The sequence below is a fragment of the Parapedobacter defluvii genome (assembly GCF_014642075.1).
GTDB classification, from domain to species: Bacteria; Bacteroidota; Bacteroidia; order Sphingobacteriales; family Sphingobacteriaceae; genus Parapedobacter; species Parapedobacter defluvii.
On sequence record NZ_BMIK01000003.1, the window covers coordinates 130,628 to 147,631 of the forward strand.

Annotated in this window: 19 protein-coding genes and 1 tRNA gene; 13 read left to right on the forward strand and 7 right to left on the reverse strand. The window is 40.9% G+C overall.

The features are described from left to right. The first annotated feature begins 108 nt into the window (after positions 1 to 108). From IEX60_RS06985 to IEX60_RS07005, 5 genes are all read left to right on the forward strand, one after another. Positions 109 to 516, forward strand: coding sequence for a DoxX family protein (locus IEX60_RS06985; protein WP_188748893.1), 408 nt, complete (start codon positions 109 to 111; stop codon positions 514 to 516). 6 nt (positions 517 to 522) lie between these two features. Further along, positions 523 to 1,176 carry a class I SAM-dependent methyltransferase gene (locus tag IEX60_RS06990; protein WP_188748895.1) on the forward strand — a complete coding sequence of 218 codons (654 nt, stop codon included), beginning with the start codon at positions 523 to 525 and terminating at the stop codon, positions 1,174 to 1,176. A gap of 111 nt (positions 1,177 to 1,287) precedes the next feature. Then, a tRNA-Glu gene (locus IEX60_RS06995) sits at positions 1,288 to 1,359 on the forward strand. Between the two features lie 314 nt (positions 1,360 to 1,673). Next, positions 1,674 to 2,894: a site-specific integrase gene (locus tag IEX60_RS07000; protein WP_188748897.1), complete on the forward strand. Its 1,221-nt coding sequence runs from the start codon at positions 1,674 to 1,676 to the stop codon at positions 2,892 to 2,894. Between the two features lie 60 nt (positions 2,895 to 2,954). Then, on the forward strand, positions 2,955 to 3,839 hold the full coding sequence (locus tag IEX60_RS07005) for an RpnC/YadD family protein (RefSeq protein WP_188748900.1): 885 nt from the start codon (positions 2,955 to 2,957) through the stop codon (positions 3,837 to 3,839). An 18-nt stretch (positions 3,840 to 3,857) separates the two neighbouring features. Here IEX60_RS07005 and IEX60_RS07010 read toward each other — a convergent pair whose 3' ends face one another. From IEX60_RS07010 to IEX60_RS07040, 7 genes are all read right to left on the reverse strand, one after another. After that, positions 3,858 to 4,844, reverse strand: coding sequence for a DUF5712 family protein (locus IEX60_RS07010; protein WP_188748902.1), 987 nt, complete (start codon positions 4,842 to 4,844; stop codon positions 3,858 to 3,860). Positions 4,845 to 4,847: 3 nt separating this feature from the next. Then, positions 4,848 to 5,402: a BfmA/BtgA family mobilization protein gene (locus IEX60_RS07015; protein ID WP_188748904.1), complete on the reverse strand. Its 555-nt coding sequence runs from the start codon at positions 5,400 to 5,402 to the stop codon at positions 4,848 to 4,850. Continuing rightward, the gene (locus IEX60_RS07020; RefSeq protein WP_229717457.1) at positions 5,395 to 5,646 is read right to left on the reverse strand and encodes a hypothetical protein; all 252 of its coding nucleotides are present in this window, start codon (positions 5,644 to 5,646) and stop codon (positions 5,395 to 5,397) included. Before IEX60_RS07020 ends, IEX60_RS07015 begins: the two co-directional genes overlap by 8 nt. Positions 5,647 to 5,710: 64 nt before the next feature. Continuing rightward, a complete protein-coding gene (locus IEX60_RS07025) occupies positions 5,711 to 5,986 on the reverse strand; it encodes a helix-turn-helix domain-containing protein (protein ID WP_188748909.1) in 276 nt (91 codons plus the stop codon). Between the two features lie 111 nt (positions 5,987 to 6,097). Then, positions 6,098 to 6,301 carry a hypothetical protein gene (locus tag IEX60_RS07030; RefSeq protein WP_188748911.1) on the reverse strand — a complete coding sequence of 68 codons (204 nt, stop codon included), beginning with the start codon at positions 6,299 to 6,301 and terminating at the stop codon, positions 6,098 to 6,100. An 89-nt stretch (positions 6,302 to 6,390) separates the two neighbouring features. Continuing rightward, positions 6,391 to 7,140 (reverse strand): hypothetical protein, encoded by a 750-nt coding sequence (locus IEX60_RS07035; protein WP_188748913.1) that lies wholly within the window; start codon positions 7,138 to 7,140, stop codon positions 6,391 to 6,393. Positions 7,141 to 7,163: 23 nt separating this feature from the next. Next, positions 7,164 to 8,237, reverse strand: a complete 1,074-nt coding sequence (locus IEX60_RS07040; RefSeq protein WP_188748915.1) for a tyrosine-type recombinase/integrase — start codon at positions 8,235 to 8,237, stop codon at positions 7,164 to 7,166. A gap of 253 nt (positions 8,238 to 8,490) precedes the next feature. On the opposite strand from IEX60_RS07040, the gene IEX60_RS07045 reads away from it, so the two are divergent. From IEX60_RS07045 to IEX60_RS07080, 8 genes are all read left to right on the forward strand, one after another. Continuing rightward, on the forward strand, positions 8,491 to 9,912 hold the full coding sequence (locus tag IEX60_RS07045) for an AAA family ATPase (protein ID WP_188748917.1): 1,422 nt from the start codon (positions 8,491 to 8,493) through the stop codon (positions 9,910 to 9,912). Between the two features lie 44 nt (positions 9,913 to 9,956). Then, on the forward strand, positions 9,957 to 10,256 hold the full coding sequence (locus IEX60_RS07050; RefSeq protein WP_188748919.1) for a hypothetical protein: 300 nt from the start codon (positions 9,957 to 9,959) through the stop codon (positions 10,254 to 10,256). Next, the gene (locus tag IEX60_RS07055) at positions 10,249 to 10,743 is read left to right on the forward strand and encodes an exonuclease domain-containing protein (protein ID WP_188748921.1); all 495 of its coding nucleotides are present in this window, start codon (positions 10,249 to 10,251) and stop codon (positions 10,741 to 10,743) included. Before IEX60_RS07050 ends, IEX60_RS07055 begins: the two co-directional genes overlap by 8 nt. Further along, positions 10,733 to 12,424, forward strand: a complete 1,692-nt coding sequence (locus IEX60_RS07060; RefSeq protein WP_188748923.1) for a DUF262 domain-containing protein — start codon at positions 10,733 to 10,735, stop codon at positions 12,422 to 12,424. Before IEX60_RS07055 ends, IEX60_RS07060 begins: the two co-directional genes overlap by 11 nt. Beyond that, positions 12,414 to 14,609, forward strand: coding sequence for a DUF262 domain-containing protein (locus IEX60_RS07065; RefSeq protein WP_188748925.1), 2,196 nt, complete (start codon positions 12,414 to 12,416; stop codon positions 14,607 to 14,609). The genes IEX60_RS07060 and IEX60_RS07065 overlap by 11 nt, the downstream gene beginning before the upstream one ends. After that, entirely contained in the window at positions 14,609 to 15,526 is a 918-nt protein-coding gene (locus tag IEX60_RS07070) for a helix-turn-helix transcriptional regulator (RefSeq protein ID WP_188748927.1), read from the forward strand. Before IEX60_RS07065 ends, IEX60_RS07070 begins: the two co-directional genes overlap by 1 nt. Beyond that, on the forward strand, positions 15,501 to 15,881 hold the full coding sequence (locus IEX60_RS07075) for a hypothetical protein (protein WP_188748928.1): 381 nt from the start codon (positions 15,501 to 15,503) through the stop codon (positions 15,879 to 15,881). The genes IEX60_RS07070 and IEX60_RS07075 overlap by 26 nt, the downstream gene beginning before the upstream one ends. Positions 15,882 to 16,104: 223 nt before the next feature. Next, positions 16,105 to 16,992: an SDR family NAD(P)-dependent oxidoreductase gene (locus IEX60_RS07080; RefSeq protein WP_229717458.1), complete on the forward strand. Its 888-nt coding sequence runs from the start codon at positions 16,105 to 16,107 to the stop codon at positions 16,990 to 16,992. Positions 16,993 to 17,004 lie beyond the last annotated feature (12 nt).

Genomic DNA, 17,004 nt, shown 5'->3' on the forward strand with positions numbered 1-17,004 from the left:
AAAATGAAGCATGCCGTTTGCATCTTTGCGCAAAGATAAGTCAATTTGCGCGGAATAAAATAACGGGAAGAAAAATTCACATATCATCATTCAAAATCACAAAACAGTATGGCTGCACTATCGTCATTGAGCAATTTTAAGAATACAGGTATCCTGCTTGTCCGGATCGGTCTGGGTGTGATGTTCATCATGCATGGGTATCCGAAATTATTAGGTGGCCCCAAACTATGGGAAGGAGTTGGTAGTGCGATGGGCGAAGTCGGTATTACTTTCCTCCCTTTGGTATGGGGATTGCTCGCTGCCTTAGCCGAGACGTTGGGTGGAATATTCTTTCTCATCGGACTCTTTTTCAGGCCTGTTGCATTAATCATGGCTTTTACCATGCTGGTTGCTTCCCTCCATCACTTAGGTGCGGGAGATGGCTTAAAAGGCGCATCACACGCAATCGAGATAGGAATCGTCTTTCTGGGTTTTGCATTTATAGGTCCGGGCAAATACAGTGTAGACAAACGATAACGTGCGATGAGCGAAGAAATCGACTTTCGGGCAATTGCAGCCCAACTGGCAAAACCAGAAGGAGAAGCGGGCATTAAAACGGCAGCTCACATGAATGTCAGTAACGCCGACATGACCCGTTACGCCGTCGATCTGCTCAAATGCAAAGACGGAGATAGCGTGCTGGAAATCGGGCCGGGGAATGGGCGCTTTGCTGAATATGTGCTCTCAAAGGGAACCAACATCCACTATACAGGTTTGGATATATCGGAGACGATGGTTTCCACTGCCAGAGAAATCAACAGTGATTACATCGCCGGAGGGCGAGTAGCATTTGAATGGACAGACGGAACACATTATCCTTTTCCTGATGCAAAATTCAATAAAATATTTACGGTTAATACGTTGTATTTTTGGAAAAATCCAGCTATACAACTAGCGGAAATCAGACGGATACTTGAACCGGGGGGAACCTTTTGCCTAGCAATTGCTACCAAAGCATTTATGGAGCAGCTTCCTTTTACCGCCTATGGATTTACGCTCTATACCTTTGAAGAAGTTCAAGATCTGCTGGTAAAAAATGGCTTCAGCTTATTGGATGCGACGAGTAGAAATCACCCAACTACCAGCGCGGCGGGACAGCATGTAATGCGTGAAGAGGCCTTTTTTGTCGTCAACTAGTGATGTTTCGTAAAGAAGTATAATTTCTGTAAAAAAATTCTTGCAACGAATGGAAATACTCCTATCTTTGCAGACCGAAAATCCATAGGGGTTTTCAAAATAATAAAAGTTGGCCCGTTCGTCTAGGGGTTAGGACGCAAGATTTTCATTCTTGAAACAGGGGTTCGATTCCCCTACGGGCTACACATCTTGAAGTCAAAACATACAAAAGCCTGCAAATTAAACGTTTGCGGGCTTTTTGTTTTTTACAGCATCCTGATTCATTCAATTATTCGCATAAAAACAGTGAGTAATTCAGTGAGTCAATTCCTGACCTACCGCTACTCACTGAAAGCACATTAAGTTGTTGAACGACAACCTGTTCAATAACTAAACATCTTGACTACCATAGGCTGCAAGGCTAATTTGCATCGGTAAAAAATTGCTTTTTAACGGCGATGCAGAGCTCGTCCCGAAAGTCGGGACTCGGTTTTGTTTCACTTAAATGATGTGTTATCATGAGTACAAATTATTCCTTGCTCTTCTACTTGAAGAAACCAAAAAATTATGTGTGCGGCCCCAAGCCGATTTACATGCGTATCACCGTGGCCGGTGAACCCAAGGAAGTGTCCACTGGCCGAGAATGCGACCCCGTACGCTGGAACGCCAAGTCCAATCGTGCCAAGGGTACCAAAGAGGATATCCGTGGCCTGAACGCCTACCTCGACACGATGGAGCGAAAGGTGGCCAATGCCCACCTGCAACTCGTAAAGGACGGCGCGGAAATCACTGCCGAAACGCTGAAACTAAAGTACCTTGGCAAAGACGTGCAGCGGCGGTATTTGATGGAAACGTTTACCGAACACAACCGGAAGATGGAAGCGTTGCTTGGGAAAGGCTTTAAACCCAACACGCTGAAAGGCTACAACACTTCTGTTGCACACCTGACCTTCTATTTGGAAAAATGCCATGGTGAAACGGACATCGACATCCGGCGCATCGACCATGCGTTCATCATAGGCTATGAGTTTTTCCTCCGCTCTGACATGGGATGCAGTGCGGTGTCGGCAGCCAAGTACATGAAACACCTGCGTAAAATCATAAACCAGTGTCTTGCGCACCGATGGATTACGGAAACCCCCTTTGCGTTCTACAAAACGAAAGCCAAGCCAAGGGAAAAGGAATTCCTAACACCGGATGAATTAGACAGGATAACCATTAGGGAATTCAGCATACTAAGGCTTGCGCACGTGCGTGATATCTTCGTGTTCTGCTGCTATACGGGGCTGTCATACGCCGATGTGCGGAAACTGCAAAAGACGGACATCGCCAAGGGTATTGACGGTAGATTGTGGGTATTGACCAGCCGGGAGAAAACGGAAACTTACTCCAACATCCCGCTGCTTCCGCAAGCCTTGGAAATCATCGGACGGTATGCGGACTATCCCCCATGCGTGGCAAAGGGGCTGGTACTTCCGGTATTGAGCAACCAAAAGATGAACAGCTACCTAAAGGAAATTGCCGACCTGTGCGGCATCACCAAAAAGCTGACATTCCATATGGCACGGCACACATTCGCCACCACCGTAACGCTGGCCAACAACGTGCCGATAGAAACTGTCTCAAAAATGCTGGGGCATACGAACATCAAGACGACCCAGCACTATGCCAAGCTGCTGGATACGCGGATCGGCAGTGATATGGAGGCCTTACAGAAGCGGTTGGCCGGAATACGTTAATGGCAACAGACGTCGCTGAAAATTATTCATACTTTTACACACGTACAACCAAGCAGAACAATGAAGCAAAAAGATGACTATCTATGGAAAGGGGTTTTGGAGGACGTTTTTGACGACTTCCTCCGTTTCCTGTATCCCGATGCGGACAGCATTTTTGATTTAAGCAGGGGTATCACATTTCTCGACAAAGAACTGGAACAATTATTCCCTCCGGAAGATGATGAGTTCGCTCTCAAAGTGGTTGATAAGCTGGCGCAGGTATACACCCATGACGGCGCAAAGGAATGGGTTTTAATCCATGTCGAGGTACAGGGCAGCTATCGCAAGGATTTTGCCTCGCGGATGTTCACCTATTACTATCGGATACTTGATAAATACCACAAACGTATCGCTGCCTTTGCCATCCTGACAGAGGCCAGTAAAAAGCCAAGGCCCAATGTCTTTGAAGAGGAATTCATGGGTACAAGCATCCAATACAGGTTCAATACCTACAAAATTGCTGAACAGGATACCGATCGTCTTTTGGCATCCGACAATCCTTTTGCTCTGGTCGTCCTAACTGCCAAGGCGGCATTTGTCGGCAAAAACGTGAATGACAAAGACGAAAGCGACAAGGCCTTGTTACAGACAAAAATACAGTTGGCGCGTGAATTGCTGGAAAGGAATATGAGCAAGGAAAAAATCAGGGGACTGATGAATTTCTTACGCTACTATGTACGTTTTGATAACTCGGGAGTAAACACTATCTTTGAACAAGAAGTCGAAAAATTGACAGAAAGGAGCCACACGATGGGTATCGAAGAATTATTATTAAACAGGGCTAAAAAGGAAGGCAAGCGTGAAAGTTTAATCTCCGTTGCCCGCGAAATGAAAAAGGACGGCATTCCCGTTGAACAGATTGTCAAATTTACTAAGCTGTCCATCAAGGAAATCGAAAAGCTCTAATAGAGTTCTTACGTAAACTCAACGCCTAATCCCTTGTGACTGCGCTTTCTTTTTCCGTTTGCGCCGCTTTTCCTCCTCCTCGATGGGGTTTTGCTGCTCACCCGCTACATCCACCGGAGCCATCAGCAATCCCAATAGGTCGGCAGCCATGCTGCCCGTGGTGGCCAGCATTTCGCCCACGCTTTCGAACATGCCTTGGGCAACATCATGTGCCAGTTCCATCGCCAACGGCTGACCCTGCGGATGCCGTCCCGTCAATTCCGTGAGCGTGTGCATCTGCGCTTTCTGGTGTGCCATGCCGTTTTTCATCGTGTTGGCGTATTGCAGGCTGTCTTTCAGGTTACGCTCGAAGTCGAACAGTTCATCGAACAGCGTCTCGCCCGACTGCTTGAACGCGGTGCGGTCGAACTGCCCCAGCTTCTGCGAATGGGTTTTGTTTTTGCCACGTGACGTATTCTGCGGGCTTAGCTTGATTTTATTGGTGATGTCCTTGCGGCTCACGATGATTTGGACATGCATCTGCCGCCCCTCCTTGCGTTCCCCTTTTCTCTTTTGCCCGCTTTTCACCTCCCTGTCGTTGTGGCCGTAATAGCGGTGGTTTTCCAGCTTGCCGAACCAAAGCAAATCGCTGTGGCTGTCGATGCCGGGGCGTTTGAAGTTACGGGCATATTCGTCCATTACCCTCGTGGCAAATTCCTTTAGCTTTTCCCTTGCCCCGTCCTCGCCGTATTTGGACACGAGGTGCGCCAGTTCCTTGTGGCTGGGGCTGACGTTAATGAGGAAGAACTTGCTGTCGTCCCTGCCCAGCTTGGCTACGTTGCGGTCTATGCCCATCCTTACTTCGTGGGGTTTGATGTCGCTGGCCGTCCCGTTGAACCAACGCTCCGGCTTATTTTCCATCCCGTTTTCGGGCTTCATCCGGTTTTCCTTTTCGAGGTAATGCACCAGCGCACCGCTGCTGCCCTTGTTGTCGCCCGTTTCCGACTTGGTGATGTTGATGTACATACGTTACAGATTATCCAGTGATTGCCTTGCACGCCCAGCCAGTTCCTCCTTTTTGGCCGCCGATACAGGCCAGCCGAGGGTTTCCCTTTGGGTAATGTAGTAATCCAGTACCTGCCGGAACCTGGACTTCAATGTTTCCCTTTCCCGCATGTTGCCAAGTATCTTTTTCAGTGTACCGTCCACCAGTTTCAGGTAGCCGATGGTTTCCCTGCCCATGATGGTTGCCTCCGACTGCCCTTTGCCGATGTTTTTTAAAAGTGGGCTTTGTGTTTTGGCAATGGCCATCAGTTCCTCCATAGCCGAGTACATCGGCGCCAGCATGTCACCCTCCTGTTTGCGGATGAACGAAAGGATGCGGTTGATACCGTTCGATAACTCCTTTTTCAGCACCTCATCGTTCAGGTCGGCGGGGTCTTTCTTGCTCTTGTAGAAATAATCCACCATCTGCATGAACAGTTCCCGCTTGGTGCGGCCAAGTTTCCGCGCAAGCAACGTGAGCCGTTCGTCCACCGCTTCGGGGAAACGGACGGATTTCTTATTCTCATCAATCCTAACCACTTACCCCTCCCTCCGTGCGGATAACAAACCTGAACCTGCTGCCCTTGGCCGGATGCCACGAGGGGCGGTACTCCACATAGCCGTAGGCCACCAGTTCCGACAGGCACTTGTGGTAGGTGGCGATGGAGCGTATCCGCGAGAAGCGCATCAGCTTCCTGCGGCTGGCGTGGAAATGATTATTGGGATTGCCGCAATCGTGGTGGTAGAACAATGCCGCCACCAATCCGATGTGCGTGGGCAGCAAACGCCCGTCATCGCCAATCCGCTCGAAGAACGCGCTGAACGCGTGCTTGGGCAATTCCATCCGTTCACCCATTGCCGTTACCTCCCTCCATCATTTTCCTGATGTCCTCCCTGCGGTAGTACATGCTGCCGCCCACCTTGCGGTACGGCAACGTGCCGCCCGCACGGAGGTTCTGCAACGTTCCAGGCGATATGCCAAGTAGCCTGCTCACCTCGGCACTTTTCAGCCACTCCCTGCCAAGATTGTCTTTTTCCCTGTTTCCGATGATTTGCTTTAACTCCTCCAGCATTTCCCGCTTGAACTGCCGGAGGTCTTCCCGTGTGACAATGTCTATTTCCATATCCCTATCATTATGTTTCCCTATCCATATATCCCGATAGCGGGATATTCATTCACGCCGTTTACATAGCGCACGGTATACCGCCAAGTATACCGGAACCTTGCGCTGGTGCTATCCCAGCGTATTGGGGTATCCCCGGAGGATACCCGAAACCCCCATGGCGATAGCGTGGGGGCAAGCAAGTAGGGCTATGCCCAACTTCCGCTTGCTCCATTCCCATCGGGAAATGGCAATTTGGTGGAACGTGCGAACCGCACGGTTTGGCTCTGCTACCAGACAGGGTGATATCCGGTGTTTCCATCGTGCGGCATCCATTCCGTTGGGGCAAAGTTGGGGGATAAAACGGGGATGTGGATGACCAACCGGGGCGGCATGGTCATGTTCGGAAATTGAACGGGTCTGGGTCAGGCTTGGTTTGCGGGAACGATACGGAACAGCTTCCTGTCTTCGGGAACCTGCGAACCCTTTATCGGGGCTTCACCCTTGCCCACGAAATAGTTGCGAGCGGTATCCAATGGGATTTCCTTGCCGCCGTGGTTGAAGTATTTCGCTACCAATTTGTAATACGGACTGTGGTGGTCGCTTTTGAGCAGCGACCTCCCATTGGGCAATCCCACTTCGCGCACTTGCTGGATGAGGTCGATGAGCGTGGGCAGGTAGCCGTCCTCAACATACACTTTCTGTGCAACCCCATATTTCGTATGCGCTTTCAACTGTTCTTCCAAATCCTGTATACGGGCTTGAAGTTCGGCTATCTTTTCGTCTTTTTCTTTCAGCAGCACATCGTTTGGCCTAATGTTCCATTTATCGCGTGTGTCGAGGTATTGCTGGAATTCGGTAAGTTTCCCGATGTTTGACTGATGTCGGGGGTGCTCGGATGAGAACGGGTCTTTCCGCTCGAAATGTTCAATCCGTTTCTGCACGATGTACCACACATAGGAAAGGAACTCCTTTTCGGATCCCTGCCCCTTGGACAGGAAATAATTCAGGTGGTAGGTGTAATAGTTCTCAAATTCGGTTTTGTCCAACCCATATATTTTGAGCAAAAAATGGTTGTTGCCATACCCCCTCTTCAAACCAAGTATGTTGCCTACATCAAACGGATGTGGGGAAAAATCGAAGCGCTTTCTGCTTTTGAAGTAATTTAGTCCCATCGTGATAATCCTTAAATTTATAGCTACAACATCCTGTCCAACGGACTTTTGATTGCATTCAGTTGCGCATTGCCGACTTTTGCATAAAGCATCGTGGTCTTGATGTCATTGTGACCAAGTAGCTGCTGTATGAATAACATGTCCGTGCCGTATTCCAGTAAATGCGTGGCGTAACTATGCCGCAAACCGTGTATCCCTATCGGCCTGTTTACCTTTGCGGCCTTCATCGCATTCTTGAACACAGCTTGGACACTGCGGACGGAATACCGCCCTCCGTACTGACCTTCAAAAAGATAAGTCTTAGGGCGATACGCTTTATAATACTCCCGTAGCAAATCCAGCACTGCGGTAGGTAGCGGTACATACCGGTCTTTCTTTCCTTTGCCCGCTTCGATGAGTACCTGCATTCGTCCACTGTCGATGTCACTCACTTTCAGATTGACAACCTCACTTACTCGCAGTCCCATTCCGTAGCACAGTTGCAACATCAGCAAATGCTTCTGGTTTCGTACCGTGTCGAATATCCGTTTTACTTCCTTTTGGCTCAACACCTTTGGCAAGGTGGACGGCTTCTTCGGCCGTGGGATTTCGGCAAAGAAATCCGGTTTATGGAGCACCTGTTCAAAATAGAATTTGATGGCGTTGAGCCTGCTGTGCAGCTGGCTTTCCGAAATCTTCAATGTATTGATGCAATAAAGGATGTAAGCACGGAGACGGTCGTAGCCCAGCGAATCAACGGGCACGTCTTTCACCACATACAGTAACTGTGCAAATTCGACCATGTATGTCTTTATGGTGGACGGGCTGTAGGCTTTCATCTGCAACACTTCTTTCATGCGTTGCAACTCCCGTGCATTCACAGGTGACAATTTGGACAATCCCCCTTTGCCAACCGGTGGGGTTTCCATCCCGAACAGTGTGCGGAAATGGGTGCTGTCCGGTACATACCAGCACTTTTCAGACCTGCTCCACCTGCCTTTCAGCGATTTGACTAAATCAATTTTTGCCCGGTCGTATTTGAAATCCACCCAAATGACCGCCGAATCATTATGCCTACCCTCCCGGAAAGCAAAATCGGAAAAATCAATAGCTTCCATACTGCGCATTTTGTATTACCTAATAAAGCAAATCTAACAAAGTTACACAAAATGCGCAAGAGATAAAATCCGACAACACCAAAGCAAGACACTTAAGAACAACTATTTATAGGGATTAATAGAAGGACGTTTGACGTCCTTGCATACATAAGATTATTGCGTATATTTGAGAGTTATAGCCAATGGTAGGACGACCGTGCAAACGACAAACGACCGACCTGAAATTTAAACGTTAAAACAAAGACAAACCATTTTGACAGGTGACCAACATAGAGACCATATTTCAATCGGACAACAGGTAAGCCGACACACCTTGCCTACGCTTCAGTATTTTTTATTTTCCCAACCGCACATTTTTTTTAATTCAATTTTAGCCAGCCGCACATTTGGCACATTTGGTTTTGCCCAACACACAAGCCGACCCTTCGCAAAACCAAAAGAGCCAAATTTTCCCACCCACAGAAAGAAAATTTTAGAGCGACACGTTTTGGCGTTTCAGGCTTTTACTTTTGTTGCAGAAATTAGAAATAAAGAAAGTATGCAAACTAATAATTTAACACTTAGCCCTACAACTGACAGACCTTTTGAACTTGCTAAGACATCAGCAAAAATGACTATTTCAGAAGTTTTTGCAGAACGGAAAGGTTCATATCTCAATGAGTTTACTTTATTTGTTGCCCACTTTAATTCAATCCCAAACTTTATTCATGAAGTTGACATTGACTGCAAAAAAGCCAATTTGTGGTTCTCTGAAAACTACAAATCAGAAATAAAAGACTTCTACTATGACAAAAGATATTTTAACAGAAGCAAGAAGGCAGAAATTGATGATATTTTTTATTTTCTATATGATGACCTAATTGTTGACTTCGACACAAACTGTTCCACAGTTCGCTTTTTATTCCGTAAAACTGAACTTTCAAAAGTTGAGGACATTATAAATTCAATCCATAAATTCAAGAAAAGAAAGCAGAAACAAAAACCTGAAATTTCATTGCTTGTAAATAGCATGACAGGCATTGAAACAAAATCATTGCAAATTACCAAACCCAAGCTGAATATAGAAGATAACTATAACGAAGACTTTAAAGAAATTCACAAAACTATTTTACGAAGGCTTTCCAGAAAGAATGATAAAGGGTTAGTTCTTCTTCATGGAAAGCCTGGAACAGGTAAAACATCATATATCCGCTATCTAATTTCTTCATTGAAAAAGGATGTAATTTTTTTACCTCCAAATATGGCAAGTGCCATTACAAATCCGAGTTTAATTTCAATTCTCATAGACAATCCAAATTCAATTTTTGTTATTGAAGATGCAGAAAATATTGTGGTTGATAGAGAGCAAGACGGGAATTCTCCAGTATCTGCTTTACTAAACATTTCAGACGGACTTCTTGCCGACTGTTTGAATGTTCAAATTATTTGCTCGTTTAACACTGACATTTCAAAAATTGATAGTGCTTTAATGCGAAAAGGACGATTAATAGCAAAATATGAATTTAAAGAATTAGAAGTTGAAAAAGCACAACAGCTTTCTAATAAATTAGGTTTTGAAACAAACATCAATAAGCCAATGACTTTGACTTCAATTTACAACCAAGACGAAAAAGATTTTCAACAATCAAGAAAAAGTAATCCAATTGGATTTCAAGCCATAAACAATAACAGGTAAGCCGAAAACTGAATAGAGTAGGCGTTAAAATAAAAATATAAAATATGATTTCAGACGTAAGAGAAAAAGGAAGCCTCATCGAAGTTTATGATGCAAACAGCAAAAGAATTTCATACATGAGTGCAGGAAACAAAGAACTTGTTGGAGTAGCAAGTAATTTCTTTGTAGTTGTCAACGGTTCATTAATTGAAGTGTATGACGAAAAATGTAAACGCATTTCATACATGAGCCAAGGAAGCAAAATGGTAAGAGGTGCAGCAGGTAATACCTTCACAGTAAAAAACGGTAGCCTTATTGAAACCTATGATGAAAAGTGCAAAAGAATAAGTTACAAAAGTGCTTAATTCTTATACCGCCATAGATTTTGAAACCGCACAAGGCAAGCGTTGGAGCATTTGTCAAGTTGGTTTAGTTCGTGTCGAAAATCAAATTATTAAAGAGCAGTTATCTATTTTGGTTCAACCACCTGACAACTATTACTGGAATAATTTCATTGATATTCATGGAATAAATCCCGAACAAACGGCAGATGCACCAACATTTGATAAAATTTGGCATCAAATTGAGCCATTCATTAAGAATCAAAATGTTGTTGCTCATAACGGTTTTGCGTTTGACTTTCATTGCTTAAAGCAAACTTTAGATTTTTATGAAATTTCAACACCTGAATTTACTGGACATTGCACCTATAAAATATACGGAGACAATTTAGCTTCACTTTGTAGGCAATACAAAATTCACTTAAATCATCATGATGCTTTGAGTGATGCTAAAGCTTGTGCAGAACTGTTTTTAATACATTTGAAGGAAAATAATGAATATGGAGCATAACAATATATCAATTAGGACTATAAACGATTTGCTGAAAAACAACTTTTTTATACCATCCTATCAAAGAGGTTATCGTTGGACAGAACAACAAGTGACAGAATTATTGAATGACATCAATGAATTTTCTCCAAAGGAAATTGAAAATTCAAATGAAAAAACATGGTATTGCTTACAGCCGATTGTGGTAAAGAAAAAAGATGATAATGAGTGGGACGTAATTGATGGACAACAAAGGCTCACGACAACTTTTTTAATCTTACATCATTTAAATCAAGGCTATGTTGAAAACCGTAGAAAGAAATTATTTGGCTTAAAATACGAAACAAGAGAAAATTCAGCCGACTATTTACAAAAAGAATTAAACGGAGAAACGATAAACGACACAAACATTGATTATTATTTTATTTCTTCTGCTTACAAAACAATTTGTGATTGGTTCAAAAACAAAGGAGAGCAATTTGATGTAAATACATTTGAATCAAAATTCAACTTTTCTACAAAAGTTATTTGGTATGAAACTTCGGCAAAAGATGATTCTATTGATATTTTCACGAGGATAAATAGCGGTAAAATTCCACTAACAAATGCTGAATTGATTAAAGCTTTGTTTTTAAATAGTTCAAATTTCGCAAAAGCAGACAGCGAAAAACTACGTTTGAAACAATTAGAAATTGCTTCAGAATGGGACAGAATTGAATATGCCTTACAAGACGATTCTTTTTGGTATTTCATCAACAAAAATGAAAATACCTTGGCAACGAGAATAGAGTTTATTTTTAATTTAATGTCAGACAAGCCAAGTGATGACAAGTATTCCACTTTCCATTTCTTTAATGAAAAATTTAAAACCAAATCAGAAAAAGAAATAAACGACAATTGGCAGGAAATTAAAAAGTATTTCCAAACTCTTGAAGAGTGGTATAATGACAGAGAATTATATCACAAAATTGGTTATCTAATTGCGATTGGAACAAACATCAAAAACATTCTTAAAGAGAAAAAAGAAAAATCAAAAACGAAGTTTTCATATTGGATAGACCAAGAAATAGAATCCAAATTTAAAAATGTGAATTTGGAAGAAGTCGAATATAACGGAAAATATGTTCGTGAAATTTTATTGCTTCACAACATACAAACTATGCTCAACAACGAAAACGAAACTAATCGTTTCCCTTTTGACCGTTACAAAAAAGAATCTTGGGACGTTGAACACATTCACGCTATCGCAACAGAAGTTAATGTGAAAATAGAAAATCAAATTGACTGGCTAAAAAACAACTTCATTAAAACAGACAATCATCACAACGAGGAGTTAAATAATCGAATTGAATTCATAAAATCAGGCAACACAATTGATGAAAATGAATTTGAAGACATTGTTGACTATGTATTGGGCGAAGAAGATAATAGCTTACGAAACCTGTGTTTATTAGATAGTGGAACTAATCGTTCTTACAAAAACGATTCTTTCAAAGAAAAAAGAAAGAAAATAATTGAAAGAGAAATTGAAGGAACTTTTATTCCCATTTGCACAAAAAATGTTTTTATGAAATATTATTCAGCAAACGTGAAAGACATTGAAGTTTGGAATGAAAACGATAGAACTTCATATTTTGAAAAAATACAAAAAGTAATAAATCAGTATTTACCTCAAATGACATTGGCAGAAAATGAGCAATAATCCGACATCAAAAAAATTAAATTTTCTGCAATTGGTTTCTAACGAAGAAGCTATTTATGAAAATGAAACATGGCAACCGCTGAGTAAAATTGAAATTCCAATTATACAACGAGATTACGCTCAGGGTAGAGAAGGAAAAGAAGAACTAAGAGAAAACTTCTTAAAGTTTTTACTTGAAGCAGTTAATGGAACACCAAAGGAATTGGATTTTGTTTATGGTAGCGTAAGAAATAAAATTTTACAACCGCTTGACGGACAACAAAGATTAACAACATTGTTTTTGTTGCATTGGTTTGTTGCAGTTAAAGAAAACAAGTTAAATGATGAATTAAAAAATCTTTTGACAAAATTCACTTACGAAACACGAACAAGTTCACGAGAATTTTGTATTGACTTAATCAATAAAGGAATTATTTACAATCCCGAACAAAATATTTCTACACTTATCATTGATAGCTCTTGGTTTTTTCTTTCGTGGAAAAGAGACCAGACAATAAAATCAATGCTGACAATGTTAGATGACATTCAGCAAACATTTAAAGATGAAACGGAAGTTTGGGACAAACTAAACAACATTAGTTTTCATTACATAGAGTTGCAAAACTTTGGACTTTCAGATGATTTGTATATCAAAATGAATGCAAGAGGTAAACCTCTTACTGATTTTGAAAATTTTAAAGCAAAGTTTGAACAACATATAAACAAAGAGGGTTGGGAAAGCAATGCAGAAGCAACCGAAACATTTTCACATCAAATTGATACACTTTGGACAGATTTATTTTGGAATTATCGTGATAAAACCGAAAATGTTTTTGACGAACAGCTTTTGAATTTTTTCAGAACAATGGCTGTAATAAATTACACACTAAAAGCTCCAAAAGACGATAAATTCAGACGGATGATTGATTTATTGAGAGGTGGTCAAAAAGTTTCATTCAATCAATATTTGGACTTAGGCTGTTTTGATGAGGATTATTTTAAAACGCTGAAATTAGTTTTAAATAAAATATCTGATAAAAGCGGATTGAAAACATTTCTTTCTGACACGACTTATGCAGATGAAAGAGACATATTCACTGGTGCAATTAAAAACAATTTAGGCTATGCAGAACTATTGAAATTATTTGCTTTATACCAATATTTAGCTTGTGAAAATGATATTGATAAAGTGAATCTGCAAAATTGGTTGAGAATAGTCCGAAATCTTGTTGAAGCACATAGATTGTATTATGACAATGCAAATACATTTGCAGATTCAATATTGTTTTTATCAAAGCTCATTCCATATAGAAATAGAATAGTTGAATATTTTAAAGATTCCGTAAACCCAGAAGATAAAGGCTTTCCAAAATTCATAATTGAAGAAGAAAAGACAAAAGCGAATCTTATTTTACAAAATGATGATTGGAAAAATGCAATTATTGAAATTGAAAATCACGGTTATTTCAACGGACAAATCGGCTTTATTTTAGATTGGTGTAAAGACGAAAACGGAATATACAATATTGATAAATTCAAAGAATACACAGAAAAAGCAAAAGCCGTATTTAGTAATGACGGATTGAAAAACTTTGACAATTTTCTTTTTGAAAGAGCCTTGTTAGCAACTGGAGATTATTTGTTGAGTATTGGTAGAAATTATAGTTTTCTAATCAGCAAAGGACGTAATGAACGTGATATTAGTTGGAAAAGGTTATTAAGAGATGATAACAAACAACGCAAAGTTTTGAAATCATTATTTGATAATATCAATCCAACGACTTTGTTTCAAGATTTAGAAAAAATCATTGCAGATTTTTCAGACAAAAATGATTGGCGTTATTATTTCGTTAAACAGTTTGAAATGATTGACAATTGCGGAAGTCAAAAACTTGCACGCTTTAATGACAACAATGAATTTGATATTCTTTTATTAGGTTCAACAATGACAAGCGGTTTTCATAAGGAGTATTATTCTTATTCTCTTTTCGTAGAATTGAAAGAAAAACTTTCATTAGACGAGAGCTCATACAAAGACCAAAAATCGGTTGATTATTGGAAATACTTTGAATTAAACGGACAGCAAATCGCATTTGACTGTAAAACAGGAAAATTCATTTGGACAATAAACAACGATTGGGACAATAAACAAGAATATGATGATAGAGAAAAAGTAATATTAGAACTCACTGGAGAAAGCTACTAATGTCAAAAAGAGGCTACATATCAAGATACTTGCTAATTCTCAAAAAGTTGAAGGTAAAACCTTACTCAACTTATGAGGAATTACAGAGCTATATAGAAAATCAGTTTGATTATCTGCAAATGCAAGACGATAATTTGCAAATAGGTTTTTCAAAACGAACCTTGCAACGTGATATAAAGGAGATCAGAAATGTTTTTGGAATTGACATAGAGTATTCAAAATTTCAAAAGGGCTATTTCATCAGCCAAAATGAAAATGAAAACATGAATTTTCAAAGAATGATGGAGGCATTTGATATGTTTAATTCTCTTAATCTTGCACAAGACTTAACACCTTTTATTCATTTGGAAAAACGCAGACCGCAAGGAACAGAGAATTTATATGGTTTGCTTCATGCCATTAAAAACAGACTTCAAATCAAATTCAATTATCAGAAATTTTGGGAAGAAGAATTAAGCCAGCGTTTTGTAGAGCCTTATGCCTTAAAGGAGTTTAAGAACCGTTGGTATATCATGGCAAAAGATAGTAAGGACAACAACATAAAGAGTTTTGCACTTGACCGTTTGACAAACCTTGAAATAACAAATCAAACATACCAGTATCCCGATAATTACAGCATTGAGCAAAGTTACCGCTACTGCTTTGGTATTATTAGCCCAAATGACGAAGAACCGCAAGACATCATTCTATCATTTGACCCATTTCAAGGTAAGTATATCAAGACACTTCCATTACACGACACTCAACAAGTATTGGTAGACAATGACGAAGAAATGAAAATTAAACTTAAACTTTGCCTGACACATGACCTTGTAATGGAACTACTATCTTTCGGTGACAACATGAAAGTTATTGAACCTAAATCGTTGGCTGACCAAATTAAACAAGCACATGAAAAAGCGTATAGACAATATTAAAAGCCATCGCACAGGTGTAAGCACATTTGCAAGCCACGCAAGCCCAAGCACAGACCAAAGCTTGCAAAAGAGCTTCCACCTTTCCCACGCAGACAAAATTGAAATAAAAAAAATCGCCTCCCCTTCTGAAAATAAAAAATACGCAACCGCACAACCCGACACGACAAAGACAGAGAAACGTAGTATTGATAATGGTTTGAAAGGACGGACGACAAGAACCACTGGCTATAACAGCGGTTTTGCAAAAAAGCGGGTTCAGTGGTTAATTGAACATTCTACCTCGCATCAACTTTTGTGGTATGTTGACAGTTTTGAGCTCCGAAATCCGCTTCTTCGCAAAGCCGCCAAACGTTAGTGGCAATGGCAGAACAACCCACACCGACAGACATATTCATGCCAAAAGACTCAGCAAAAAATAAAAAAGCCCAAGGCATAGGATAAATTTACCATACCTCCCATTACACAGTTTTATATGTGAGCCGTACAGGAAAGTAAAATGAGCCGTGCAAGAAAGTTTATCGGACGTTTTATGCGTACTTTTGTCTCTGAATTAATCCAAATTAATTATGGTTATTATAATGACAGGGGCAACCTCAGGTATTGGTGCAGAAGCCTTAAAACATTTTGTAAAATTGCCCGACACGAAAGTATATGTTGGCGCACGTGGAAGCGGACGTATTGTGCCTGAAGGAACAGATGTTCTTCCACTTGACCTTTCTTCTTTAAGAAGTGTTCGTTCTTTTGCGGATAACATAAAACAGCGACTGGGGCATACCAAAATTGATGTATTGGTATTGAATGCGGCTATTCGGGCATCAGATTACATACAAAAAAGCGAAGATGGTTTTGAACTGACATTTGCGACCAACCACCTTGCTCATTATTTGTTAGCAAGGTTATTTTTGCCAAACATGGCAAAAGACAGTAAAATAGTAATCACGACAAGCGACACACATGACCCTGCAATTGTTCCTTTTGGACCGAAGGTCTTAAATCCGTTAGAATTGGCGTACCCTAATGAAAATAGTCCGAAAGGTATGAGGTTTTATGCAGCTACAAAACTCTGTAATCTTCTTACCGCACGTTCACTTTCTGCCATAAGTTTAAAAGGTAACAGAGGTATCCGTGTGATTGCATTCAACCCTGGGCTAACTGGTGGTACTTCTCTAATGGGTAAACAATCAGTATTTATGAAAATTATGGTAACTGTTCTCATACGACCCTTACTCAATGTAGTGAGTATGTTTAAACCCTTTTTATTTGTAGGTAGGGCAGAACATGCTGGCAAAACTTTGGCAGCACTTGCATTGGGTAAAGTTACGCTACCGACAGATAAAATTTATGCGTCATTGGTAAGAGGAAAACTTACCTTTGCCAATCCTTCCCAACTTGCTCAAAACAATGACGTAAGAGATTTATTGTGGAAAGAGAGCGCAAAAATGGTAGACTTGCCTGAACAAGAGTAAAATAAAGGGATT